Raw genomic sequence first — 23,300 nt, 5'->3', positions numbered from 1 at the left:
TTTTCCTTATTGTTCTTGGCGGTGTCTGGATACTAGCAACGGCCCTGCATGCGCTGATTATGAAAATCGTCAACGTACAGTGCGATTTTGAGTGTTGAGATTCGTCGGTCAGCGGCCTAGTCTGTGGCCCACGGCGTCGTGCTTATCGAATCGGCATAAAAACAATGAAAACCGTACCTCCCGTTCACCGCATCGCGCTGTTGTTCAACGGCAGCAAGATTTATGACCGCGGCATCATCAGTGGCATCGGCAACTACCTCAGCAGCACCCGGGTGTCTTGGGACTTGTTCCTCGAGGAGGACTTCCTCTGTCGCCTGAAAGGCATCGAGCGCTGGCAGGGCGACGGGATCATTGCCGATTTCGATGACCCGCTGATCGGCGAGGCACTGGCCGGGATCAAATTGCCGGTGGTAGCGGTGGGCGGGTCCTATCAGGACGAACGCGCCTACCCGAAGGGCATTCCATATGTGGCGACTGACAATCACGCCTTGATCAAGGCAGCCTACGAGCACCTGATCGAGGCCGGGTTGACGCGCTTTGCCTGCTTCAGCCTGCCTGAAGCGCAAGCCAATCGTTGGGCGCAGGAGCGAGAGCAGGCCTTTCGCCGCTTGCTGCAACGCGACGGCCTGCACGCCGAGGTCTATCGTGGCCTGGGCACCAGCGCGCCGCTCTGGGACAGCGCCGTAGAGCAGCAGATCGCCTGGCTGCAAAGCCTGCCCAAGCCGATCGGCATCATCGCCGTGACCGACGCCCGCGCCCGTCAGCTATTGCAGGCCTGCCTGACCGCCGGAATTGCTGTCCCCGAACAGGTGGCACTGATCGGCATCGACAATGATCCGTTGACCCGGACCCTCACTCGCGTGCCACTGAGTTCGGTCGTTCAAGGAACCGATACGATGGGTCGCACCGCTGCACGTCTGCTGCACCAGATGCTGCACGGCATGCCGTCCTCGGGTACACACATTCTGATACCGCCTGACACTGTCAACGTGCAGGCTTCGAGTCTGCATCAGCCCTTGGGTGACCCCTATGTGATGCAGGCGCTGCTGTTTATCCGGCAGTACGCGTGCCAGGGCATCAAAACTGCACAGGTAGCCGCCTATGTGGGCGTCTCGCGCTCGTCACTGGAGTCGCACTTTCGTCGGGTAAGGGGCTGCAGCGTGCACGACGAGATCCTGCGTTTCAAACTGGCCGCCGCTGCAAACGGACTGGAAAACACCGGGCTGGCTATTGCCGAGATCGCCCGTGATTGTGGTTTCCGGTCTGCGCAATACCTGCACACCGTGTTTCGTCGCGAGTTCGGCTGCACGCCGCGAGAGTACCAGCAGGGTGCCAATGCGGCCGTGCAATGCTCAAGTACCTGACAAGGTCAGGCAGCCACGACCCTGATCGTCCAGAAGTCGGAGGACAGATTTTCATCCAGCAGATAACTGTAGGGCAGGGTGAAGTAGCCTTCCATGCCCCAGCCAGCGCCCCATGAGTTGCGCAAGATGAAATGCTGATGGGCATCGTTGTAGCCCACTGCCAATACGCAGTGCCCTCCCAGCATTTTTTCGTGAGGACCCGGCATTGGGGCATGCCCGGTCTTGGCAACTTTCTTGCTTTCAAAGCTCTCGTAGACGGAAAAACCAATGACAAACGGATAACCTGCCGCCAGGCAGCCTTTCATCTGATTGAGGTTTTGCGCAACTTTCTGATAAGACACCGCCTTGTACTTTCTTGCATCCTTGTAGCAGGCTGCCGGAGGTTTGACAGCAAACTTCTCAATATCATAAGGCCACTCTTTCTCGGGACAATCACCTTGCTTCACTACACTTTTAATGCCGTGCCGGATCATCGCGCCGCTGTCCGAATCGACGGTATGTTCAATAACCCGTTCGTTGTAATAGATAAACAACCGCGAGGGTTCGAATGCCGGCGTCAGCTTTTGCTTCATGCGATCAAACTGAATCGCTCCGGCAATGCCGTTTGCGGTGCAACTGCCCAGTTGGCCCTGATCGTATACAGGCGGGCAATGGGGGCGCAGGTCAACCCTGTGTGGAAGCGCCGCCAGTGCGGTGGGCGGGGCGGCATACAGATGATCGCGATGATCAGGCAGATCGCGAATCCATCCATACTGTTTGACGGTATAGGTCATTTCGTATCCCCTTGTAAGGCACGGTCAGGAAAATTGATATCGCTCATGTAAGCAGGTTTTCGATAGGCGTGGATTAAAATTCATTTAGTACATAGTGTGCTATGAGTTGGCCGGGCAGGCTTGGTTGGCCAAGGGTGTTAGTTGAGTAAAAACCATTTTAATCAGTTCATTACATGGCCTTATGCAATGGGCTTACACCTCTTTTTGCGCATGGCACGGACCAGGGGTTTTATCGGAAGTGGCGAAACGATACCGCTTGGGCGGAACCTGTCCTGCACCCTGATAAGCGTACCAATTGGTACATTTAAATTGACAGCGTGCGGTGCACGGGCTAAAAAATACTCCTTGGTACAGTTATGGGCGAAGCGTCAATCGCCGCATGCAAGATGAGGGGGTAGGGGGATGGAGACGATGAAACTGCATGAAGTACTGACTGCTCGCCTGCGTATCGATAAGCCGCAAGCGCTTTGCAACCCGCAGCGGGGGCAGCGCAGCAGCGGTGAGATACTGGGAGGAGAGTTTAACGGCGATGGATTGCAGGGGCAGGTTCTTCCGGGAGGCAGCCTTTTTCTCGTGCCCCAGGATGACAGCCTTGCACGATTCAGCCTGTACTACACCTTGCTGACTGACGATGGAATAAAGATAGATGTCGTTGGAGAGGGGCTCGTGGCCTTCGATGAAGCGGACCGCGCACCATTGGACGAATCGCGCTGTCGGTTCACGTGCAGCAAGCAGTTCAGCGTTGCTTCCGGTGCGCATGATGACCTGCAGAGAAACCTGTACGTCGGCAGAGTAAATTTACACGCCGGGGATGACCGCATGCGTGTCAGTATTTTTCAGGTTAACGAGATATAAAGAGCCTTCACAGAAGCAGGCAGATGTGAAAGCGAGTGTTGGCTTTGTCTATTGAGGCGCAACCCTTGTCGTCGACACCTGTCGGGCCCGGCGCAAAGAAATTTAAACTATTTTTTCTATTGATGTATAGAAGCAGGGCTTGATTCGTTTGCACCCGGAAGAGGGGGTGCCTTGTCAGGCCTGAGCGTGTGGGAGCTGGATGCTCCGGGTACTCGGCAGCACAAGCAAAGCATCGTGAAAAGGCTTCATCCGGGGCCGTTGAAGCATGTTCATTGCATCCCGATCATTTTGTCGAAGTCGCCAGTTCACAGGGGTTTGAACTGCTCGAAATGTTGTCTCCCGACAAGCAGCTCGAGCGTTACTGTCAAAGGCGTGAGGAGGGTCTGTCGCTCACGCCGAATATCTATCTGGTTTATTCGGTTAAGGCGTGAACCTTACTGGCTGACAAAAAAGCTCAAGCCCTTGCCGACCCCACACTCATAACTCACTGGACTGCCCACCTGTTGATAACCAGGAACATTCAGCGTGGTCATGCTGAATGTGGCGGTGCCGTTCGAGCGTATCTGATAGCGAATGAATTGCTCGATGGGCTTGTTATTGCGATCGAGGCTGAAGTGAGTGTCCGAAAACGCCAGGGTGCCGTCGGGGGTAATGCGGTAGGCATCGATGCGTTTGCCGCCTTTGGTTTTGGACGGCTCGGCACCGGCGATCGAGGATTTGCATTGTCCCAGGTCGATCACCACGGCGACCGACTCTCCAGTGTTCAACGCCTGGGTAATGGCGGAGTAGGTGGGTAGTGCGTCGCCTGCGTGAGCGAGGCCTGGCAGTGAAAGAGCAAACAGTGCAGCGGCGTAGGAATGTTTCATGGCAGCTCCAGGAAGTCAGTCTGAAGGGCGAAAAGACCCGTCCATCTCGCAATTATCGAGCGTCGCGAAACCTACCATAAGCTTCGATCCAGATGGGCCCACGATAGCAGTGGCACCTCTCTGTTCAGAGCATCTTCATCCTTTTTCCTGTTCTGCCGATAGACATGACGGAGTTAATTTATTCACCGGTCACGGGAAGGGGATTGAAGATGCTGAGACAGCTGAAAATAGCCGCGCGGACCTCCGCCTGCTTTGCGTTGATGGTGGTGCTGGTGTTCGGGCTTGGTATTTTCAGCATTCAGCAATTGCACGGTATTCGTGAGCAATCGCTTGAAATCGAAAACGACGCGCTTCCAGGGATTGCGCTGGGTGACGATATTGCCCTGGCGGTCGAGAAAACCCGCACTACCGTGGCTAAAATGCTTGCCTCGCATGACCCTGCACAGGTGACTCTGGCTCACACCGAGCTCCTTGAAAAGAAGGCCGGGTTCCAAAAGGCCGTAGAGGCCTACGACCCGCTCATCACCGAGGATGACGAGCGCGCGCTCGTCGAGGGGCTGAAGAGCACTTATCAGGGCTACATCGACCGTGCCGAAAAGGTCTATACGCTGATCAACGAGAATCAGGCGGATGCCGGAAGGGCGCTCGTCTGGGGCGAGATGAAGGCCATGGCGGAAAGTATCGAAGCCGCCCTGGGCAAGCTGGAAAAGATCAATGATGACTCCGAAGCCGAATCCAGCGCTGCAGCGACGTCGGTGTATGAGAACGCCCTGATCGTCACTTATGGGGTCATGTTTCTGACGGTGTTGTTAACCGTATTGCTTGCCTGGCGTCTGACCAAAAGTCTCGCAGTGCCGATCAGTCAGGCGTTGCACAGTTCGGAAACCATTGCCGCGGGCGACCTGCGTCCCAGCGCAATCAACCGCGAGGGCACTGATGAAGCCGCCCTGTTGCTGCAATCAATGGAGCGCATGCGCGGCAATTTGAGCCAGACCCTGACCCAGGTGGGCGACGCCGCTCACCAGTTGGCGTCGGCCACGGAAGAAATGAGCGCCCTGATGGTTAACAGCAACGCCGATCTGGTGGTGCAGAACAGCGAAATCGAAATGGCCGCCACCGCCGTCACCGAGATGAGTCAGGCGGTCGATGAAGTGGCGCGTAATGCGGTGACCACTTCGGTGGAATCCAAAGCTTCTTCGGTGTCGGCCCGCGAAGGTCAGGAAGAGCTCAATCAAACCGTCCAGTCGATCCTTGAACTGACCCGAAATGTTGGCACGGCCTCGACCGAGGCGCAGGCGCTGGCAACCCGCACGCTGGATATCACCAAGGTTCTGGATGTTATCCGCGCAGTGTCTGAGCAAACCAACCTGCTGGCGCTCAACGCGGCCATCGAAGCGGCACGCGCGGGCGATGCCGGACGGGGTTTTGCCGTGGTCGCCGACGAGGTACGCGCGCTGGCCCACCGTACCAGCGAATCGACTCGCGAGATCGAAACCATGATCGGGCACATCCAGCAGGGCACCAAAAGTACTCTGGTCGCGCTTGAAGTCAGTACCGAACAGGCGCAACGCACCAAACAACAGGCCGAGTCGGCCAACGCTGTGCTGGCCAGCATCGCCAGCTCGGTCATGGTTATCGATGAGCGCAATACGGTGATCGCCAGCGCCTCCGAAGAACAAGCGCTGGTTGCGCGGGAAGTGGACCGCAACCTGGTGCGCATCCGTGATTTGTCGGCACAATCGGCGGTGCGCACCAGCCAGACCGGCAGTGCCAGCCAGTCGCTGGCCGAGTTGGCGAGTGACCTGACGACCACCCTGGGGCAGTTCAAGCTCAGATAACACGGGCCGATAGCAGGCCCGTTACCGCATCGATTCGTTGTTGTCCGTGCAACAGCGAATCGACAAAGTGTCCGGCGTTTGCGCCGGTAAAACCTGGCTACTGCGCACCCACACCATCCAGCGCAACGGCGTGAAAGCGCCTGCCGCCGGGCCTCGCGCCATAGCCAGGCGCAGCGCACGGTTTTGGGCATGACCTATGCACTGCCGATCAGGATTGTTTTCCTGAGCCAGCGGAGCCACCCGAATGCCTGATGCCGTCCCGACCCCCAAGACCAACCGCCTGCATGCAATAGGGCGCACTCTGATGCTGACCCTGCTGGCCACCAGCCTCGTCGCAACCGCTTATGCCGAGGACAGCGACGTGCCTTCGCTGGCCGGTAAACGCATTGCGATCAGCATGACCGGCACCAGTCACTACTTCGATATCAAGGCCTTCCAGGCGCAGGTGGATGAGGTCAAGCGCCTGGGCGGCACGCCCATCACGCTCGATGCCGGTCGCAACGACAAGAATCTGGTCAATCAATTGCAGACCGTGGTCACGCAAAAGCCCGATGCGGTGATCCAGACCCTCGGCACCCTCAGTGTTATCGACCCTTGGCTCAAGCGCATCAGCAAGGCGGGTATTCCGCTGTTCACCATCGATGCGCCCTCGCAATACAGCCTCAACAACACCACGTCCGACAACGTGGCCACCGGCAAGGCATTGGCCGGGCAACTGATCAAGGACGCAGGTGGCCAGGGTAACGTGCTGGTGTTCAATGGCTTTTATGGCGTGCCGGTCTGCGCCATTCGTTATGACCAGCTCAAGGTTGCGCTCAAGGATCATCCGCAGCTGAAAATCATCGAGCCGGAGCTGCGCGATGTCATTCCCAACACGGTTCAGGACGCCTACTCGCAAGTCTCGGCGTTGCTCAACAAGTACCCCAAAGGCAGTGTTTCGGCGATCTGGGCCGCCTGGGACATCCCGCAACTGGGCGCCAGCAAGGCACTGATCGATGCCGGCAGAACCGAAATCAAGACCTACGGCGTCGACGGCACGCCGGAAGTGCTCGAGCTGATGCGCCGCGAAGATTCGCCGGTGGGTGCCGTGGTTGCCCAGCAGCCTGCATTGATCGGCAAAACCGCGGTGCAGAACGTTGCTCGTTACCTGGCCGGACAGCACGATCTGCCAAAGGAGACCCAGGTGCCCACCTTGCTGACCACGGCCGCCAATCTGCCGGATGTGCAAAAGCTCAGAGGCGATAACTGACGCGGGAGATCAATCATGAGATCAGCGATTGCAGACGTCGCGGCGGTGCCGCCGGCCTTGCACTTGAAGGGTATCAGCAAGCGCTTTGGCGCCACCCAGGCGCTGGATGGCGTAAACCTTAAGGTCGAGGCCGGAACGATTCACGGGCTGGTGGGTGAAAACGGGGCGGGCAAGTCGACCCTGATCAAGGTTCTCGCCGGTATTCATCGCGCCGATGCCGGCCGTTTGAGTATTCATGGCCAGCCGTTCGACAGTTTCACTCCGCGTCAGGTCGAGGCCGCAGGCGTGCATTTCATTCATCAGGAGCGACTGCTGCCGGGCAGCTTCAGCGTCGGCGAGGCGCTGTTTTTCGGGCAGGAAATCAAGCGTGGCCCCTTCGTCGATCGCCGTGCCCAAGAGCGTGAGGCGGCAAGGCTTCTGGACGATTACTTTGCCATGCGCCTGCCCGCCGGGGCGCTGGTACGCGATCTGGACAGCGCCCAGCGACAGATATTGCAGATCACTCGCGCGTTGCTGGCCAGGCCGAAGGTGCTGGTGTTCGACGAGCCGAGTGTGTCACTGGTCAAGCAGGAGGTGGACCGCTTGCTGGACATCGTTCGACGCCTGCGCGATGAAGGGCTGACCATTGTCTACATTTCCCACTACTTGCAAGAGATCGAATCGCTTTGTGATCAGGTCACCGTGTTGCGTAACGGCCGCGATGTGGCGGTGGTCGATCCGGCACTCACCAGTACTGCGCAGATCGCCCGGCTGATGGTCAATCGGGAGGTAGGCGAGCAATATTTTCGTGCCCGGACATCACCCGGCACGCCCGTGCTGCAACTGCGCGGGCTGGGGGCAGGGCGCTTTTACGACGGCGTTGACCTGAGCGTGCGGCGTGGCGAAGTGCTGGGCCTGACCGGGCTGGTCGGCTCGGGTGCCAAGGAGCTGCTCAAGAGCCTGTTCGGGCTGCTCAAGCCGGATCGCGGCGAATTGCTCTTGAACGGTCAGCCTTTGCAGTTGAAATCACCGCGTGACGCGGTACGCCATGGCATCGCACTGGTCCCCGAGGAGCGCCGCACGCATGGCGTGGCACCGGCGCTTTCGGTGCTGGAGAACATCACGCTGGCCAGCCTGGGGCGCTTCAGCCGCTGGGGATTGCTCGACGCTGCGGCGCAAGCCGGGGAAAGCCAACACCTGATCGACGAACTGGCAATCAAGACCTCAGGCCATGATGCGCCGGTGCACGCGCTCAGCGGTGGCAACCAGCAGAAGGTTGCGCTGGGCAAGTGGCTGAGCCGCCATTCGACGTTATACCTGCTGGACGAGCCCAGCGTTGGCGTCGACATCGGCGCCAAGGTGGAGATCTACCGATTGATTGCCCGGCTTGCCGAGGGCGGCGCGGCGGTGCTGGTGCTGTCGTCGGACTTGCCGGAGCTGATCGGCATCACTCAGCGCATTGTGGTCCTGCACAGAGGACGCATTGCAGGCGAATTCGATTCATTGAGCACCGACAGCGACCAACTGCTGGCCTGCGCCACGGGCGCCAGTGAAAGCTACCATGACAGCCAATCACTCCCTGCGGAGGCCCATTATGTCCGCGCTTGATCTATCCGTTGCGCAGGCTGGCGATCCAGCGCAGCGCTGGCTCGTGCAGCTGGCGCAGCGCGGTTCGTTGCTGGTGTTTCTGGCGATTTTGCTCGGCTTTGCAGTTAGTGCGCCGAACTTTATCAGCCTCGGCAACATCAGCAATGTGTTCGCCCAGTCAGCAACCCTCGGCATACTCGCGCTGGGGCTGACCTGCGTGGTTATCGGTGGTGGTTCCAATGTGGTCAGCGGCGGCCTGGACCTGTCGCTGGCGGCCAATCTCGGTCTGTGTGCGGCCGTCTACAGCAGCCTGAACAATGCCGGGTTCGATGCTTGGCAAGCGATTGGCCTGACGCTCGGCTGCGGCCTGCTGGTCGGCGCGTTCAACGGCCTGGCGGTGGTGTTTCTACGCTTGCCGCCGTTACTGGCGACCCTGGCGAGCATGAACCTGATTGCCGGCCTGGAGCTGGTGCTGACCCAGAACACTGTGCTGGCGACCGACTCGGCATTGCTCGACAGCCTGGCGTCCGACGTCTGGCTGGGTATTCCCGCGCTGGCCTGGGTACTGCTGGGTGTCGCTGCGGTGTTGTGGCTGGTGATTCAGCACAGCGCGTTTGGTCTGCGTCTGTACGCCATTGGCGAATACCCGCAAGCCGCCGAGGCTGCCGGGTTGAATCTGCGGCGCTATGTGTTTGCCAGTTACCTGATTGCCGGCGGATGCGCCGCCATTGCTGCGTTCTGTTCCGCAGCGTTTTTCAGCGGCAGCACGACCGGTTCCGGTGACATGTTGCTGTCAGTGGTGGCCATCGCTTTTCTCGGCGTGGTGTTCTCGCGGCGTCTGACCGCAAACATTCCCGGCACCCTGTTGGCGACGCTGCTGCTGGGCTTTTTGATCAACGGTTTTCAATTGCTGAACATTTCCAGTTTCTGGGTCAACGGCGTGCAAGGCGTGTTGATTCTGTTGGTGGTGGCATTTTCCGGGGCATTCGGCCGCCGGGAGGGTGAACAATGAGTACGCTGACCCTGAGTACCTCCTCGACGCTCGTCAAGGTGCTGCCGCGCCTTTTGCCAGCGGTCCTGCCGCTGTTGGTGTCGGTCATCCTGCTGTTTTTCGCGATCAATGCGCCGGGCTTTCTGAGTTGGGGCAACCTGTCGAGCCTGGTGCTGAACAACTTCGTGTTGCTGGCCATCGTCGCAATCGGCATGACCTTGGCCGTTGCGGCTGGCGGCATTGATCTGTCGGTGGGAACGGCGCTGGACTTTGCCGGCCTCGGTTTCGTCGTCACCCTGAATGGCGGTCATGGTCTGGGCGCGGCCATTGCGGTGGCCCTGCTGGCAGGTGGCATTGCGGGGGCGTTCAACGCGATGCTGATCGCCGGGCTGCGCATTTCGCCGTTCCTGGCGACGCTGGGTACGCTGTTTATCGGCACCAGCGTGCAACAGTTGTTGTCCGACGGTGGCCAGCCGATCTATATCGCTCAGGGCGCGTTACCGGGCATCAGCGCTGTGTTGATCCTCGGCGTGCCGTTGCCGCTGTTGGTGGTAGGGTTGCTGGCAGGGCTTTACGGGCTGATTCTGGCGCGTGGCCGTCTGGGACGGGAAATCCTTGCGCTGGGCACGCAGCCGCAGCTGGCGTATTACTCGGGCCTGCCCACGCGGCGCATTGCCGTGCAGGTGTTTTTCGCCAGCGCGCTGGCCTGTGCGGTGGCGGGTATCCTGCTCAGCTCGACGGTCAACGCCTACGTGCCGATGTCAGGCAACGCTTACCTGATCAATGCCATCGGCGCGGTGTTCATCGGTACGACGCTCAGTCGTCAAGGGCGTCCGAATATTCCGGGCACACTTTTGGGTGTGCTCTTCATCAACGTGATCGCCAACGGCCTGTTGCTGATCGGCTGGAACTTCTATTGGCAGCAGGTTGCGACCGGGGCGCTGATCTTTCTGGTGCTGGCGTTCAGTTTTACCAGTCGCCACCTGCTGCGTAACGCGGTGTGAGTGCTCTTTACGCGTTGCCTTTACCGCTGCCGATCTGCCAGACAAACGGCGGCTCGGTGCCGTTGATGCGCCAGTCACCGACAATGCGCGCCTTGTAGATCAGCGGATTGTGCGATGCCGCTGTGCGCGCATTACGCCAGTGGCGATCCAGGGCCTTGTTGACGCTGACACCTGAAGCGCCCAGTGCGTTGAACAGCTCAGTTGCAGCGCGCAACACCAGTTCCGAGACGATCACCTGGGCCTTGGCGGTCTCGATTTCGGCGGCGATATTGGCGTCTTTTTCCCGCTGTGGGTCATTGCCAAAACGTGCCACGTACGCACGCTGCAATGGCTCGGCGGAGCGCAACGTTGCGGCCTCTGCGGCGTAGACCTGAGCGGCGATCTGACCGACCACTTGCTGCACTTGTGAGTCCTGGCTGACGCTCCCGGCGTTGCCATGGCTGAAGACGCGTTTGCGATCGCGCACTTCCTGAGCGATGTCGCGTTCGACAGCTCGACCAATACCGGCCAGCACCGCCAGCAGCACCAATTGATAAAACGCCGTCTGGTATTTGAAGCGTTGCTCGAACGGTATGACGTGTGTGGCCGGCAGCGGTACATTGTCGTAGACCGAGGTGCCGCTGCCGGTGGTGCGCTGGCCGAACCCGTCCCAGTCGTCACTGTGGCGCACACCGGCATGCCTGGCGTCGACGACCGCGATCACGTCGGCGCCGGTATCGGAGCGCTGGGCGTAGACGTCGATCCAGTCGGCAAAGATGCTGCCGGTGCTGTAGAACTTGGTGCCGTTGAGCACGAAACCATCGCCTTGCGGGCTGACCTTGGTAATCACGTCGCCGATTTTCACCGCGCCGACTTCGGTCCAGCCGTTACCCACCAGATCCCCGGCGACAAAGCGCGCAAACCACTGGTCACGGTCCGCGCCGGGTGGTGCATTCAGGCGGTCTTCAACGAAGGCGAAATGCGCGCGCAGGGCTTGCGGAATGTTCGAGTCGGCTTCGGCCAGCTCGATCAGCAGTTGAAACAGCTGGCTGATCGATGCACCCGCACCGCCATATTCGGTGGGTACACGTACAGCGCCGAACCCGGCTTTCTGCAGCCAGGCAATCGGTTCATGGGGCAGGGCGCGTGCTTGTTCGCGTTCGACGCTGCCAGCGCCGATCTCACGGAAGATCGGGCGAAATCGGTTGGCCAGGGTTTCGTAATCGGTCCCCAGCGAGAGCGGGTTTGAGCCGGTTGTTTGAGTCATGCAGTACTCCTGAGCGCGAAGAGATCGGCACACGGGCCGGTGGAAGGTTCGCAGGACTCTCTGCATGCTTTATGCCTGAATATAACTAATTGATTTTAATAGCCTATTTTTGGTGAGATGTTTTTCTTGTTGGTCAGCCAACAGTGGCATGAGCGCTGGCTGGCAAACCCCATCGCGTCGTCAGCCACGTCGGCAGCTCATGAGCCCTGAAATACCTGTGTCTGCGCTGGATGCGCTGCGAGTGCGCCGCTGTTCGGCCAGCAACAGCGTTCGAACATTTTGCGCTGCAGGGTGCGGCCATTCATGAGCGTTGCTTCGCAACTTACTGCTTTTAAAGGGAAATATTTTTCGGCACGGGCTGTGCAATGTTCAGGGTCAAGCGTGTTGAGTGTTTTCAACCTGTCGCCAACGAGCAGGAGCCTGTCCATGAGTTTTCCTTCCTCCCTTTCAACTGCCGCACCTCCCGCAGCGCATGTCATTGGCTCGGACGCCGAAGCCCTTGAAGTGGCCAGAGCATTGGCCGGTCGCTTTGCTGAAGAAGCTTCAGTGCGTGATCGCGAACGGCGTCTGCCGGTCGCCGAGCTGGATGAGTTCTCCGCCAGCGGCCTTTGGGCCATTACCGTACCCAAGGCCTATGGCGGTGCGGGCGTTTCCTATGTCACCGTCGCGGAAGTGATCAAGCTTGTTTCTGCCGCTGACCCTTCACTCGGGCAAATCCCGCAGAACCATCTGGGCGTGCTCGATATTCTCTTGCAGACCGGCACCGAGGAGCAGAAGCGCCACTACTTCGGCAAGGCGCTGGCCGGCTACCGCTTTGGCAATGCGTTCTCGGAGTCGAAAAGCAAGAACGCCGGCGCCTTCCAGACCCGGATTCGATTCGATGGCGAGCACGCAGTGCTGGACGGCGAAAAGTTCTACTGCACCGGCGCACTGTTCGCGCACATCGTGCCGGTTTCAGGCGTCAACGAGCAGAATCAGGTGTTCATCGCTTTCGTCGAGCGCGACAATCCGGGGCTGACCATCATCGATAACTGGGACGGTTTCGGTCAGCGCACCACGGCCAGCGGCGGGGCGGTGTTGAAGGCCGTTCGCGTACCCTCGAGTGCGGTGATCCCGGCGCATCGCGCTTTCGACGAACCGACTGCCCATGGGCCGATTTCGCAGATCATTCAGGCGGCGGTGGATACCGGCATTGCTCACGGCGCGTTCGAGGAAACCCTGAAGCACGCCCGGTTGGCCCGGCCATCGATCGACAGCAAGCAGGATTTCGGCTGGCAGGACCCGTTCAGCATTGCTGCCATCGGCGACTTGCAGTGGCGGCTGCACGGCACCGACGCGATCCTCGCCAAGGCCGGGCAGGCCATCGACCATGCCCTGGCCGAACCCAGCGAAGCCAGCGTCGCACAGGCCTCGGTAATCGTCGCCCAGGCCAAGGTGCTGTCGGCGCAGATTGCCTTGCTCGCCAGCACCCAGCTGTTCGAACTGGCCGGCACCCGCTCGGTGCTTGGCAAACTCAATCTGGATCGTTACTGGCGCAACGCGCGGACCCACACGCTGCATGACCCGGCGCGCTGGAAATACCACCTGATCGGCAATCAGGTGCTCAACGGTATCGCGCCGCCACGTCACGCCTGGAACTGATCGAGGAGTACGCCCATGACACATCCCGCTGTTACCGCACAACTGGCGGTTGCTACCGAAGACCTTGATCAGGCGCGCCAGGGCCTGCAACACACACTCGACTACCTGCGTGAGCACGGTCGGCCGTGGTCGCTCAGTGGTCTGCAGCGCATCGTCGATGACCCCTATGTGATCAGCAAGGTCGGGGATCTGCAGATTCGTCTGGACGTCGCCGCCGCGCTGCTGGAACGCGCCCGGCGGCAGGACGGTTCTGCCGAACAACGCCTGATCGCCAGCAGCGAGGCGGTCATTGCCAGCGCCGATGCTTTGCAGGCGGTGGGCAATATTCAGTACGAATTGACCGGGCAGCGCCCGTCACTGCCAGCCCCAACCGGCCGTGAACCGCTGCGCTGGCACTATCAGGTTATCGGCAATCAACGCCTCAATGGCGTGGTTCCGCCGCAGCTTCAGGAGTAAGTGTATGTCCCGCCAAATCCGCCTCAACGCGTTTGACATGAACTGCGTCGGCCATCAATCGCCGGGCCTCTGGGCGCATCCGCGTGATCGCTCCTGGCAGTACAAGGACCTCGAATACTGGACCGATCTGGCGAAAATTCTCGAGCGCGGCAAGTTCGATGGTTTGTTCATTGCCGATGTGCTGGGTATTTACGACGTCTATCGCGGCAACGGCGAGGCGGCGATTCGCCAGGCCACTCAGGTGCCGGTCAACGACCCGTTGCAGCTCATCCCGCCCATGGCGCTGGTGACTGAACACCTGGGCTTCGGCCTGACCGCGTCGCTGTCGTTCGAACATCCCTATCCGTTTGCCCGTCGCCTGTCGACGCTGGATCACCTGACCAAGGGGCGCGCAGGCTGGAATATCGTCACCTCGTATCTGGAAAGCGGCGCGAAGAACCTGGGCCAGAAAACCCTCACCGAACACGACGCGCGCTACGACTACGCGGAGGAGTATCTGGAGGTGTGTTACAAACTCTGGGAAGGCAGCTGGGAAGACGGCGCGATTCTGCGTGACCGGGAGCGCCGGGTATTCAGTGATCCCACCAAAATCCACGAGATTCGCCATGTCGGCAAACACTTCCAGGTGCCTGGCATCCACTTGTGCGAGCCGTCGCCGCAACGCACGCCTGTGCTCTATCAGGCCGGCGCTTCAAGCCGCGGCAAGCAGTTCGCCGCCGAGCACGCCGAATGCGTTTTCGTTGCAGCCCCCTCGAAAGTCCTGCTGAAAAAGACCGTGGCCGATATCCGCCGGCGCACTGCAGAGGCTGGTCGTGACCCGTCCAAGGTGCTGATTTTCAATTTGCAGACGGTGATCCTCGGCGAGACGGATGCCAAGGCCAAGGCCAAATTCGAAGAATACAAAAGCTGGGTCAGTTATGAGGGCGCGATGGCTTTGATTTCCGGCTGGACCGGCATCGACTTCAGCCAGTTCAAGCCCGACGAACCCCTGCGCCACGTTCACACCAATGCCATTCAGTCGGCCGTCGAGACCTTTTCCACGGCAGACCCGAACACGATATGGACGCCGCAGGCACTGGCCGATTGGGTCGGCATCGGTGGCTTCGGCCCGCTGTTTGTCGGCAGCCCGGAAACCGTGGCCGATCTGCTGCAGGAGTGGGTTGAAGAAACAGACGTCGACGGGTTCAACCTGGCGTACGCGCTGACCCACGAAACCTTCATTGACGCGGTCGAACTGTTGGTGCCGGAGCTTCAGAAACGCGGCGTCTACAAGACCGAATACGCCAATGGCACGTTGCGCGAAAAGCTGTTTGGCGATGGCTCGCGCCTGGAAGCAGGTCATCCGGGGGCTGTCTTCCGTGACCTTGCTGCGCTGCATCGCAACCGGCAAACGGAGACTGCGTGAACGCGTGACACATAGGGTCACGACAGGCATTCCCACTGGAGCGTGGGAAACGAGAATTCTCCAGATCACTATTGTGCCCACTCCGCGTGGGAATGCCTTTCTGGACGCTCCGCGTCCGATGTTGAGTGCTCGGAACGGTATGGATGCGTGATGTGCGCTCAGCACAGTGACGGTCACAACTCCAGCTTATAGCCCACCCCCATACAGCGATTGGATCGGGTCTTGACCCGGGCAGGCCTGTTCCTGTTTGCGGCTCAGGTTGCCAACAGATGCAGTGCTGTCGGGGCTCTTCCAGCGTGGCACCGTCCAACGAGGCTTTGGTGATTTTTTCTACTAGCCTTTGAATAATCGTTAGGCTTAAACGTTTTACCCTTACGCGCAGTGCGGCCATTTGCAGGTTCGCACTGTGGTTTTGATCCTTCATGAACAGGAGTTCTCATGAAACCCTCCCAGCCGAAGTACGCCCACGCCTTGTTGCTGCTGGTCACTTCACTCAGCATTCAGACGCCGGCTATGGCCCGTGTGGCATCCTCGGCGACCGCCGACAACGTGGCTCGGCTTGCAGTGGTCAAACCGGTCAGCAGCTGTACTGCACTGAGCAGCGTGGATCTCAGTGATCTCGGCGGGCAGGGCAGTCGTGTGCTGGCGGCCAGTGAGTCGACCCGTGATGGTGTTGCGGTGTGTACTGTGGAAGCCCGGTTGGCTCCGGAGATCAACTTTCGGCTCGAGCTGCCAACCGGCACCTGGGAGCAGCGTTACCTGCAAGTCGGCTGCGGCGGGTTGTGTGGCAACGTCAACTCGACCGTGCGCGCCGCTGATGGCTGTACATCCCTGAGTGCTGGCGCATTCGCGGTGGCCTCCACCGACATGGGCCATCAGGCGGCAGACGAGCATTTTGGCGATGACCCGCAAAAACGCGCCGATTTCGCCCATCGTGGTGTGCACCTCACTGCGCTGGCCTCGAAGAAACTGATCGCCGCATTCTATGGACGCAAAGCGCAATATGCCTACTTCAGTGGCTGCTCGGACGGCGGTCGCGAGGCGTTGATCGAAGCACAGCGTTACCCGGACGATTTCGACGGCATCATTGCCGGAGCCCCGGCGCTCAACTTTCAAGTGCAGAAAACCCTGTATCACGGCTGGATGGCGCGCTCCAACCGCGGCGCAGACGGCAAGCCGATTCTTCTCGCTTCACGACTGCCGTTGCTGCACAAGGCCGTACTCGAACAATGCGATCTGCTGGACGGGCAGATCGATGGCCTTATAGCGGATCCGCGTATCTGCCGCTTCGACCCCGCAGCGCTGCAATGCAAGGCGTCCGCCGACCCCGCCACGTGCCTGAGCGCAGAGGAGGTGGCCACGGTCAGACGCTTTTACGAAGGCCCGAAGGACGCTGTCAGTGGCGAGCGGCTGACCCTGGGTGGCCCGCAGCCGGGTTCGGAGCTGGCCTGGGCTGGGGTGTTCGTGCCGGTCAGCGCCGATCAAATTGTATACAGCGAAAAGGCCGCGCTGGAGGCCATTCGCAATGTCGTGTTCGAGAAGAACCCGCCTGCCAGTTTCGATTTGAATGCGCTGGCGTTCGACGAAAAAACTTTTGACCAGCTGCGCCCGCTGCATGCGCTGTACGATGCTACCAATCCCGATCTCTCGCCATTCGCCAGCCGCGGCGGCAAGCTGATCCTCTGGCACGGCTGGGCTGACCCGAACGTCTCACCACTCAACACCCTGGCGTATCACGAGGCGCTTGAAGCCGAGATGGGCAAGACCCGCACCGAGGCCTTCTCTAGGCTGTACATGTTGCCCGGCGTTTATCACTGCGGCGGCGGGGAAGGGCCAAGCCTGGTCGATCTGCTGACACCGGTCATGGCCTGGGTCGAAAAAAGCCGGGCCCCGGATGCCATCGTTGTCCGACAGGCAGGCCCCGACAAGGCCGGCAACAGGCAGAGACCACTGGCACAGTCGCTGCCGGCGTCCATGGTCAAGGAAAACGTGGGCAATCGCGGACGTACTCGCAAGGTCTTCCCGTACCCGTTCATGGCCGAGTACGACCACAAGGGCTACGCGAAAAACGCAAACAGCTACCAGCGCGCCCAGCCGCTGACCACGGAAAAAACACCGCAATGGATGGGCAGCGGGTTCTTCAAACCCTATACGCCTCTGGAGCGTCAGGCGCAGTAGCGATTGCAGCGATGCAGCGTCGGCGAATTATTTTCTCCTCGTTCTTGACATGGCATGCGAACCAGTACAGAATTGCGTCCATTCCTGAGCGAGGAATTGAAAAAAAACCTTTAGATTCAATGGGTTGGAAGCCAAAGAAATACAGGTTTCCCGTGAAATCAAAATGCGTTTGATGTTCAAGTGAAGCATCTTTCGTTTGAGGCCGAGTAGCAAAATGGTTATGCAGCGGATTGCAAATCCGCCTACGCCGGTTCGATTCCGACCTCGGCCTCCACTATTCAAAGCCCCGCAGATTAACGTCTGCGGGGTTTTTTATTGGGCGCAGATTTGTATTTTTCCATCTGATCAGGACAACTCCGGGACACTGAAATCATTCATAGGTACCACGCTTAGCCAGCAAAAGAGCTGACTCATACACGTTTGAAAGCTGGCGTGAGTGGCGTGAGTGGTCTATTAATTTGATGTGTGTCTTAACGAGGGTTCAGCCTTGGTCGGTAGAATTTCTGATTCCGAACTTCATGAAATGCGGATTCGCAAGTTGCAGAACGACATCGCCGATTCAGAGCGTCTCGGGATGCCGGTGAAATTCATGCATCTGTCCGCGCTGACGCCCACCAGTCGGGAGCAGCATATCGAACGACATGGCGAGTTGTTCACGGGGCAGCAGATGCTCGATTGGTGGGCAGAGGGGGATAATCGGGTGCGCTGTCGATGCGCATGCACCCCGGTTCTTCTGGACAGACAAGGCAGGCCAATGACGCCTGACCTGATAGCCAACGCCAAGCAGGCGCTGAAGGCCTTCAAGCTTTCCTGATCTTTCGTCTGATGCTTTTTGCGCAATGGACGTGTTTCGGCAGATCCGATTCCCGACTGTGCTCCCGCCATTCAAAAGTCCCGCAGATTAACGTCTGCGTGGTTTTTATCGGGCGCGAGAAAATGAGGGATTCCGAAAGCCGAGTTCAGACGCTATTTAAAGCGGCTTGCGTTGATATAGCCGTATTGGTTTTGCTGATAAATCGTGTAAGGCAGGAGCAATGTATCTACGATGCCTGATAAACCCATGTCCAGTAAAACCCACTCAGGCGCATTGGTCTTCTGATAAGCGCTACTCTGTTTGGGCTCGGCGTTCAGTTCACAGAAATCGAGCATGACCCCGCTGTAAACGCGCGGAATGGAGGAGCAATTTGATTTCCAGTCAGTAAGCTTTTCACCTGCGACGGAATCGGGTCTAAACGTAGTGTTGATCGTTCCGCACCCCGTCAAGGCAAGTGCCAGCAGTAGCATGCCATGGGTTTTCAGATGAAACCTGCCTGACGGTTTTTGCTCTACGAAACTCGGCTTCATAACAACGTTCCTTGTATTTTTGATGCGTTTAGGACGGCAGTTCAGGCGCATGAGGCACATACGTTGTAATGCCGCGTGAACGGTGCACAGTTCTTCCCAGCAGATGCTATGGAGACCTACAGCACGATTATTGCTTGGCAAGACTACCTAGCCTGTCAGGCTCAATCGAGGTAAGTCCCATGAGCAAACCCCTTGTCCGCTGGCCGATCGATCCGCGCAGAACAGCGGTCATCGTTGTAGACATGCAAAAGGTATTTTGTGAGCCCAGCGGGGCGTTGTACGTAAAAAGTACTGCGGACATCATCCAGCCTATCCAGAAGCTGCTGCAAACCGCACGGGCTGCGCAGGTGACGGTGGTTTATCTTCGCCATATCGTGCGCGGCGATGGTTCTGATACCGGGCGCATGCGCGATCTTTATCCGAATGTGGACCAGATACTGGCACGGCATGATCCGGACGTTGAGGTCATCGAAGCACTCGCGCCCAGGTCGGGTGACGTGATTGTCGACAAGCTGTTTTACAGCGGCTTTCATAACACTGACCTGGACACCGTGCTGCGTGCGCGGGATGTCGACACGATCATCGTCTGCGGTACGGTCACCAATGTGTGTTGTGAAACCACGATCAGGGACGGCGTGCATCGTGAGTACAAAGTCATTGCCCTGAGCGACGCGAATGCTGCGATGGACTACCCGGACGTCGGGTTCGGCGCTGTTTCAGCCGAGGAGGTTCAGCGAATATCGCTGACGACGATTGCCTATGAGTTCGGCGAAGTAACGACGACCGCCGACGTCATCGAGCGTATTGCAAGCGCCTGAAAACAGCGGGCGAATGTGCGCAATTCTGGCCCGTTTTTTCATACCTGTGCATTCAAACCATGCGTTCTGTTTCAGACCATTTGATCCGGCTTTAACCGTCGAAACAGCTAACTGCTTGTATGAACGATGAATTCTTCCAGTGGCATGCTTTCTGCTCTTGCCTCGCTGACCTTCACCCTTGTAGGTGAGCCTTTTCGGCAGTGTGTCAGCGAGAGGAAACAGCCGTATGACTCTGCACTATGTGCCCATTATCAACCTGGCCCCTTATTTTTCAGAAGACCCGGACGGCAAGGCTGCCGTAGCCAAGGCAGTCAATCAGGCGTGCAGGGACATCGGGTTTCTGGTCATCACCGAGCACCAGATTCCCGGAGAGCTTATCGACAGGGTCTCGCGTTTGACCCGCCAATTCTTTGATTTGCCGCTGGCGGAAAAGCGCAAGGCAGATCGGCCCAGCCCGGAGATGGTGCGGGGTTACAGTGCGGTGGCCGAGGAGAGCCTTTCCTATTCTCTGGAGGAGAGTGCGCCGGGGGATCTCAAGGAGTCTTTCTCCATCGGGCCGAGCGATGTGCCGGATGAAGATTATTATCACAATGCCCAGGCCGGCTCGCACTTCGCACCGAATGTCTGGCCTGCGCAAAACCTGCTGCCCGGATTCAAGGAGACTTATCAGGCCTATTTCGATGCCATGAGCGAGTTGGCTCAATCGTTGATGCGCCTGTTTGCCCTGGCATTGGAACTGGATGAGTGTTTTTTCGATGACAAGATCGACCGGCATATCAGCATGTTCCGCAGCCTGAGTTATCCGGACATCAAGACCGAAGTCGAGGCTGGCCAGTTACGCGCCAGTGCGCATACCGACTACGGCAGTCTTACGATAGTGCGTCCTGATAACGCGCTGGGCGGCTTGCAAGTACGTAATCGTCAAGGTGAGTGGGTCGATGTGCCGTATGTCGAAAATGGTTTTGTGGTCAACATTGGCGATCTGATGATGCAGTGGACCAACGACCAGTGGATTTCCACGCTGCATCGAGTGGTCAACCCGCCGATGACCAGCGAGCAGGACAATCGTCGACAGTCTCTGGTGTTTTTCCACCAACCCAACTACGACACGTTGATTCAATGCCTGCCAGGCTGCCTGCAACCTGGCGCCACACCTCGGCATGCGCCGGTGACATCAGGCGATCATTTGCTGTCCAAGTTCGTCAAGCAGACCACTTTTGGCGGCAGCAAGGTGGCCTGATATGAACTCATTGTCTTACGTCAACGTGTTCGCGGAGGACATCGTCCGCCTGAGCACGTTCTACTCGAACCTGTTCGGCTTTCGCGAAATCGAGGCCATCAGATCACCGATCTTTCGCGGACTGGACACCGGCAAGTCCTGCATTGGTTTCAACGCACTGGATGCGTATGAGCTGCTTGGCCTGGAAGCGTTTGCAGGCAGCAAGGGGTGCAGGTTTTTGCTCAACATCGACGTGTCCGACCAAGCCGAGGTGGACCGACTGGTGCCGCTGGCGGTGGCGCAGGGCGCAATACTGGTCAAGGAACCGTACCTGACCTATTACAACTGGTATCAGGCCGTGCTGCTGGACCCCGAGCAGAATGTCTTTCGCATTAACGTGATGCTCTGAAACGCTAATGCCGAGTATGGAGTGGGGAGCGGGCTGGCTTGTCTAGCTTCCCGCACCCTTGTTTCAGGGTTTTATGGAAAAATCTACTCGCTGAACTGCTAGCTATTCCGTTCAGGAAAGCAGGTCTTCAATTGGGTAACAGGCAAGGTATGCCTGATTTAATAATTGAGGACAGGGACATGAGTGATGCTACCACCACGGGAGTTAAACACGGGCGGATTACAGACCCTGCAACGAGGGGCTCTTATGCAATGGATCAGAGCTGGGTACTGGAGTGGCACCTGCATGGGATAGAAAGCGGCAAAAACTTTCCGGATACCATTGGAGGTGAATTCGCTGGTTTTAAATCTGATGTTCCCAGTGCGGAGCCTCCAAAGGATGGCCTTATAGTGAGCGGAGGTTGGACCGACGAGCGTGAGTGCTTGAATTATACCGATAGAGAGGTCGCAGACAGACTGGCAGCCAAGGGCAACGCTGAAGGCTGGCCTCGCCAAGGTGTGAAAGGTGTCAGCACTTTTATGGTGACTTGGCGGTATGAGGCACCGCATGTGACGCGTGGTTATCGCTGGTTCATTACTAAAGATGGCTGGGATGAGAGCACTCGATTGACGCGTGCCCACTTTCAAGAGAAACCTTTTTACGAAGAGATCTCTCTTCTTGACCCGTATAGCGAGCACCGTGAAGAACTTGCTCCGAAAACAGAGATCTCTGCAGTACTGCCAGAGGGCAAACAAGGTCACCACGTCATCCTTCTTCTCTGGATCGTTGCTGAATCACCGATGGCATTTTATCAGACGCTTGATGTCGATTTTGACAAGCCGCCCGTTAAGTAGTGAACGCTACGCGTCTAGAAGCTTCCAGAATCCGTTCTATTGGGAAGGTGTAGACGAGAAGGACAGGGTGCAAGCGACCAGCGAAGCGTTGGCCATGCGTGTTCTGCATAAGGAATAGATGATCAGAAAGCCCGGCTTCAGCGCCGGGCTTTTTTGTGCAAGCCAGGCCTGAGTATCGCCTACTGACTTGCGTACGTAGCCGATCACTGGCTCAAGAGTTCTTTGCGGACGATGTCTGCCCCTGCACTTAACGCGCGCAGCTTGCCGCTGGCGACATGACGAGGGAGAGGGGCCATTCCGCAGTTGGTGCAGGGATAGAGTTTGTCGGCGTCGACGAATTTAAGCGCTTTCCTTAGCGTGTTGGCGACTTGCTCAGGCGTTTCAATGGCATGGCTTGCCACATCAATGGCTCCTACCATCACTTTCTTGCCTCGAATGAGTTCAAGCAGATCCATAGGGACGTGCGAGTTGTGACATTCCAACGAGATGATGTCGATACTGGAGTTTTGCAGCCTGGGAAAGGCCTCTTCGTACTGTCGCCATTCGGAGCCCAGCGTTTTTTTCCAGTCGGTATTCGCCTTGATGCCGTAGCCATAGCAAATATGCACGGCCGTTTCACATGTAAGCCCTTCAACTGCCCTTTCCAAGGTGGCGACGCCCCAGTCATTCACTTCATCAAAGAACACATTGAATGCAGGCTCATCAAACTGAATAATATCAACCCCGGCAGACTCTAGCTCCTTGGCCTCCTGGTTGAGGATTTTGGCAAATTCCCAAGCCAGTTTTTCACGATTTTTATAATGAGCATCGTAGAGGGTGTCAATCATCGTCATTGGTCCGGGCAAGGCCCACTTGATAGGCTGCCTGGTTTGCTGGCGTAGAAATCTTGCGTCTTCAACAAAAACTGGTTTTCGGCGAGCGACAGCCCCCACCACCGTTGGCACGCTCGCATCATAGCGGTCTCGAATTCTAACGGTCTCGCGCTGTTCAAAATCGACGCCATCGAGATGCTCAATAAATGTAGTTACAAAATGCTGGCGCGTTTGTTCACCGTCGCTGACGATATCAATATTGGCCAGTTGTTGTTCTTGCAGCGACAAACGTAACGCATCCTGCTTACCTTCAACCAGTTCTTCCCCTTGCAATTTCCACGGTGACCAGAGCGTCTCAGGTTGTGCAAGCCAGGAAGGTTTAGGCAAGCTGCCAGCAGTGGAGGTGGGCAAAAGTTTTTTCATGAAAAATCAA

General features: G+C 58.1%; 22 protein-coding genes and 1 tRNA gene. 17 read left to right on the top strand and 6 right to left on the bottom strand.

What is annotated here, in order from left to right:
- Window positions 1-164: 164 nt before the first annotated feature.
- Window positions 165-1,364, top strand: coding sequence for a XylR family transcriptional regulator (locus tag JOE39_RS08190; RefSeq protein ID WP_032662114.1), 1,200 nt, complete (start codon window positions 165-167; stop codon window positions 1,362-1,364).
- Window positions 1,365-1,369: 5 nt separating this feature from the next.
- Here JOE39_RS08190 and JOE39_RS08185 read toward each other — a convergent pair whose 3' ends face one another.
- Window positions 1,370-2,137: a C1 family peptidase gene (locus JOE39_RS08185; RefSeq protein ID WP_003393999.1), complete on the bottom strand. Its 768-nt coding sequence runs from the start codon at window positions 2,135-2,137 to the stop codon at window positions 1,370-1,372.
- Between the two features lie 402 nt (window positions 2,138-2,539).
- Here JOE39_RS08185 and JOE39_RS08180 point away from each other — a divergent pair, with 402 nt between their 5' ends.
- On the top strand, window positions 2,540-2,992 hold the full coding sequence (locus tag JOE39_RS08180) for a DUF3237 family protein (RefSeq protein WP_003394002.1): 453 nt from the start codon (window positions 2,540-2,542) through the stop codon (window positions 2,990-2,992).
- A gap of 434 nt (window positions 2,993-3,426) precedes the next feature.
- On the opposite strand, the gene JOE39_RS08175 is transcribed toward JOE39_RS08180, so the two are convergent.
- Window positions 3,427-3,858: a VirK family protein gene (locus JOE39_RS08175; RefSeq protein ID WP_003394006.1), complete on the bottom strand. Its 432-nt coding sequence runs from the start codon at window positions 3,856-3,858 to the stop codon at window positions 3,427-3,429.
- 209 nt (window positions 3,859-4,067) lie between these two features.
- Between JOE39_RS08175 and JOE39_RS08170 the strand changes: the two genes are divergently transcribed.
- The 5 genes from JOE39_RS08170 (at window position 4,068) to JOE39_RS08150 (ending at window position 10,506) form a co-directional block, all read left to right on the top strand.
- Complete coding sequence (locus JOE39_RS08170; RefSeq protein ID WP_046265945.1) at window positions 4,068-5,696, top strand: methyl-accepting chemotaxis protein; 1,629 nt, start codon at window positions 4,068-4,070, stop codon at window positions 5,694-5,696.
- A 244-nt stretch (window positions 5,697-5,940) separates the two neighbouring features.
- The gene (locus tag JOE39_RS08165) at window positions 5,941-6,945 is read left to right on the top strand and encodes a sugar ABC transporter substrate-binding protein (RefSeq protein ID WP_004417558.1); all 1,005 of its coding nucleotides are present in this window, start codon (window positions 5,941-5,943) and stop codon (window positions 6,943-6,945) included.
- A gap of 15 nt (window positions 6,946-6,960) precedes the next feature.
- Window positions 6,961-8,532: a sugar ABC transporter ATP-binding protein gene (locus tag JOE39_RS08160; RefSeq protein ID WP_004417560.1), complete on the top strand. Its 1,572-nt coding sequence runs from the start codon at window positions 6,961-6,963 to the stop codon at window positions 8,530-8,532.
- On the top strand, window positions 8,519-9,523 hold the full coding sequence (locus tag JOE39_RS08155; RefSeq protein ID WP_004417561.1) for an ABC transporter permease: 1,005 nt from the start codon (window positions 8,519-8,521) through the stop codon (window positions 9,521-9,523). Before JOE39_RS08160 ends, JOE39_RS08155 begins: the two co-directional genes overlap by 14 nt.
- The gene (locus JOE39_RS08150; protein WP_004417563.1) at window positions 9,520-10,506 is read left to right on the top strand and encodes an ABC transporter permease; all 987 of its coding nucleotides are present in this window, start codon (window positions 9,520-9,522) and stop codon (window positions 10,504-10,506) included. Before JOE39_RS08155 ends, JOE39_RS08150 begins: the two co-directional genes overlap by 4 nt.
- Window positions 10,507-10,513: 7 nt before the next feature.
- On the opposite strand, the gene JOE39_RS08145 is transcribed toward JOE39_RS08150, so the two are convergent.
- Both JOE39_RS08145 and JOE39_RS26305 read right to left on the bottom strand, forming a co-directional pair.
- A complete protein-coding gene (locus JOE39_RS08145) occupies window positions 10,514-11,752 on the bottom strand; it encodes an acyl-CoA dehydrogenase family protein (protein ID WP_016568275.1) in 1,239 nt (412 codons plus the stop codon).
- A gap of 197 nt (window positions 11,753-11,949) precedes the next feature.
- A complete protein-coding gene (locus JOE39_RS26305) occupies window positions 11,950-12,180 on the bottom strand; it encodes a hypothetical protein (RefSeq protein WP_032620811.1) in 231 nt (76 codons plus the stop codon).
- Here JOE39_RS26305 and JOE39_RS08135 point away from each other — a divergent pair.
- The 6 genes from JOE39_RS08135 to JOE39_RS08110 all read left to right on the top strand — a co-directional run bounded on the left by JOE39_RS08135 (window position 12,179) and on the right by JOE39_RS08110 (window position 18,246).
- The gene (locus tag JOE39_RS08135; RefSeq protein ID WP_210077500.1) at window positions 12,179-13,393 is read left to right on the top strand and encodes an SfnB family sulfur acquisition oxidoreductase; all 1,215 of its coding nucleotides are present in this window, start codon (window positions 12,179-12,181) and stop codon (window positions 13,391-13,393) included. The genes JOE39_RS26305 and JOE39_RS08135 overlap by 2 nt on opposite strands.
- Before the next feature lie 15 nt (window positions 13,394-13,408).
- On the top strand, window positions 13,409-13,849 hold the full coding sequence (locus JOE39_RS08130) for a hypothetical protein (RefSeq protein WP_003394033.1): 441 nt from the start codon (window positions 13,409-13,411) through the stop codon (window positions 13,847-13,849).
- A gap of 4 nt (window positions 13,850-13,853) precedes the next feature.
- Window positions 13,854-15,254 (top strand): LLM class flavin-dependent oxidoreductase, encoded by a 1,401-nt coding sequence (locus JOE39_RS08125; RefSeq protein WP_024663416.1) that lies wholly within the window; start codon window positions 13,854-13,856, stop codon window positions 15,252-15,254.
- A gap of 438 nt (window positions 15,255-15,692) precedes the next feature.
- On the top strand, window positions 15,693-17,432 hold the full coding sequence (locus JOE39_RS08120; RefSeq protein WP_024684335.1) for a tannase/feruloyl esterase family alpha/beta hydrolase: 1,740 nt from the start codon (window positions 15,693-15,695) through the stop codon (window positions 17,430-17,432).
- 200 nt (window positions 17,433-17,632) lie between these two features.
- Window positions 17,633-17,706: transfer RNA gene (locus JOE39_RS08115), tRNA-Cys, on the top strand.
- Between the two features lie 249 nt (window positions 17,707-17,955).
- Window positions 17,956-18,246, top strand: coding sequence for a hypothetical protein (locus JOE39_RS08110; protein ID WP_003314807.1), 291 nt, complete (start codon window positions 17,956-17,958; stop codon window positions 18,244-18,246).
- A gap of 152 nt (window positions 18,247-18,398) precedes the next feature.
- Here JOE39_RS08110 and JOE39_RS08105 read toward each other — a convergent pair whose 3' ends face one another.
- Window positions 18,399-18,776, bottom strand: a complete 378-nt coding sequence (locus tag JOE39_RS08105; RefSeq protein ID WP_003345840.1) for a YceK/YidQ family lipoprotein — start codon at window positions 18,774-18,776, stop codon at window positions 18,399-18,401.
- A gap of 179 nt (window positions 18,777-18,955) precedes the next feature.
- Between JOE39_RS08105 and JOE39_RS08100 the strand changes: the two genes are divergently transcribed.
- From JOE39_RS08100 to JOE39_RS08085, 4 genes are all read left to right on the top strand, one after another.
- On the top strand, window positions 18,956-19,594 hold the full coding sequence (locus tag JOE39_RS08100) for an isochorismatase family cysteine hydrolase (RefSeq protein ID WP_024649723.1): 639 nt from the start codon (window positions 18,956-18,958) through the stop codon (window positions 19,592-19,594).
- A gap of 226 nt (window positions 19,595-19,820) precedes the next feature.
- Complete coding sequence (locus JOE39_RS08095) at window positions 19,821-20,834, top strand: 2-oxoglutarate and iron-dependent oxygenase domain-containing protein (protein ID WP_004417573.1); 1,014 nt, start codon at window positions 19,821-19,823, stop codon at window positions 20,832-20,834.
- Between the two features lies 1 nt (window position 20,835).
- Complete coding sequence (locus JOE39_RS08090) at window positions 20,836-21,222, top strand: hypothetical protein (RefSeq protein ID WP_003314811.1); 387 nt, start codon at window positions 20,836-20,838, stop codon at window positions 21,220-21,222.
- A 179-nt stretch (window positions 21,223-21,401) separates the two neighbouring features.
- The gene (locus tag JOE39_RS08085) at window positions 21,402-22,055 is read left to right on the top strand and encodes a lytic polysaccharide monooxygenase auxiliary activity family 9 protein (RefSeq protein ID WP_044313171.1); all 654 of its coding nucleotides are present in this window, start codon (window positions 21,402-21,404) and stop codon (window positions 22,053-22,055) included.
- A 203-nt stretch (window positions 22,056-22,258) separates the two neighbouring features.
- Here JOE39_RS08085 and JOE39_RS08080 read toward each other — a convergent pair whose 3' ends face one another.
- A complete protein-coding gene (locus tag JOE39_RS08080) occupies window positions 22,259-23,290 on the bottom strand; it encodes a methionine synthase (protein WP_044313078.1) in 1,032 nt (343 codons plus the stop codon).
- Between the last annotated feature and the right edge of the window lie 10 nt (window positions 23,291-23,300).

This window comes from Pseudomonas sp. PvP100 (genome assembly GCF_017833055.1).
Taxonomy (GTDB): Bacteria; Pseudomonadota; Gammaproteobacteria; order Pseudomonadales; family Pseudomonadaceae; genus Aquipseudomonas; species Aquipseudomonas syringae.
This window is presented reverse-complemented; position numbering and strand designations above follow the sequence as displayed.

Bases quoted from the DNA above. Each gene is read 5' to 3' on its own strand.
- JOE39_RS08165 (WP_004417558.1), top strand. From the start codon at position 5,941: ATGCCTGATGCCGTCCCGACCCCCAAGACCAACCGCCTGCATGCAATA.
- JOE39_RS08085 (WP_044313171.1), top strand. From the start codon at position 21,402: ATGAGTGATGCTACCACCACGGGAGTTAAACACGGGCGGATTACAGAC.
- JOE39_RS08100 (WP_024649723.1), top strand. From the start codon at position 18,956: ATGAGCAAACCCCTTGTCCGCTGGCCGATCGATCCGCGCAGAACAGCG.
- JOE39_RS08190 (WP_032662114.1), top strand. From the start codon at position 165: ATGAAAACCGTACCTCCCGTTCACCGCATCGCGCTGTTGTTCAACGGC.
- JOE39_RS08135 (WP_210077500.1), top strand. From the start codon at position 12,179: ATGAGTTTTCCTTCCTCCCTTTCAACTGCCGCACCTCCCGCAGCGCAT.
- JOE39_RS08155 (WP_004417561.1), top strand. From the start codon at position 8,519: ATGTCCGCGCTTGATCTATCCGTTGCGCAGGCTGGCGATCCAGCGCAG.
- JOE39_RS08185 (WP_003393999.1), bottom strand. From the start codon at position 2,137: ATGACCTATACCGTCAAACAGTATGGATGGATTCGCGATCTGCCTGAT.
- JOE39_RS08080 (WP_044313078.1), bottom strand. From the start codon at position 23,290: ATGAAAAAACTTTTGCCCACCTCCACTGCTGGCAGCTTGCCTAAACCT.
- JOE39_RS08145 (WP_016568275.1), bottom strand. From the start codon at position 11,752: ATGACTCAAACAACCGGCTCAAACCCGCTCTCGCTGGGGACCGATTAC.
- JOE39_RS08095 (WP_004417573.1), top strand. From the start codon at position 19,821: ATGACTCTGCACTATGTGCCCATTATCAACCTGGCCCCTTATTTTTCA.
- JOE39_RS08180 (WP_003394002.1), top strand. From the start codon at position 2,540: ATGGAGACGATGAAACTGCATGAAGTACTGACTGCTCGCCTGCGTATC.
- JOE39_RS08105 (WP_003345840.1), bottom strand. From the start codon at position 18,776: ATGAAGCCGAGTTTCGTAGAGCAAAAACCGTCAGGCAGGTTTCATCTG.
- JOE39_RS08110 (WP_003314807.1), top strand. From the start codon at position 17,956: ATGCGGATTCGCAAGTTGCAGAACGACATCGCCGATTCAGAGCGTCTC.
- JOE39_RS08090 (WP_003314811.1), top strand. From the start codon at position 20,836: ATGAACTCATTGTCTTACGTCAACGTGTTCGCGGAGGACATCGTCCGC.
- JOE39_RS08170 (WP_046265945.1), top strand. From the start codon at position 4,068: ATGCTGAGACAGCTGAAAATAGCCGCGCGGACCTCCGCCTGCTTTGCG.
- JOE39_RS08125 (WP_024663416.1), top strand. From the start codon at position 13,854: ATGTCCCGCCAAATCCGCCTCAACGCGTTTGACATGAACTGCGTCGGC.
- JOE39_RS08150 (WP_004417563.1), top strand. From the start codon at position 9,520: ATGAGTACGCTGACCCTGAGTACCTCCTCGACGCTCGTCAAGGTGCTG.
- JOE39_RS08130 (WP_003394033.1), top strand. From the start codon at position 13,409: ATGACACATCCCGCTGTTACCGCACAACTGGCGGTTGCTACCGAAGAC.
- JOE39_RS08175 (WP_003394006.1), bottom strand. From the start codon at position 3,858: ATGAAACATTCCTACGCCGCTGCACTGTTTGCTCTTTCACTGCCAGGC.
- JOE39_RS26305 (WP_032620811.1), bottom strand. From the start codon at position 12,180: ATGGACAGGCTCCTGCTCGTTGGCGACAGGTTGAAAACACTCAACACG.
- JOE39_RS08120 (WP_024684335.1), top strand. From the start codon at position 15,693: ATGAAACCCTCCCAGCCGAAGTACGCCCACGCCTTGTTGCTGCTGGTC.
- JOE39_RS08160 (WP_004417560.1), top strand. From the start codon at position 6,961: ATGAGATCAGCGATTGCAGACGTCGCGGCGGTGCCGCCGGCCTTGCAC.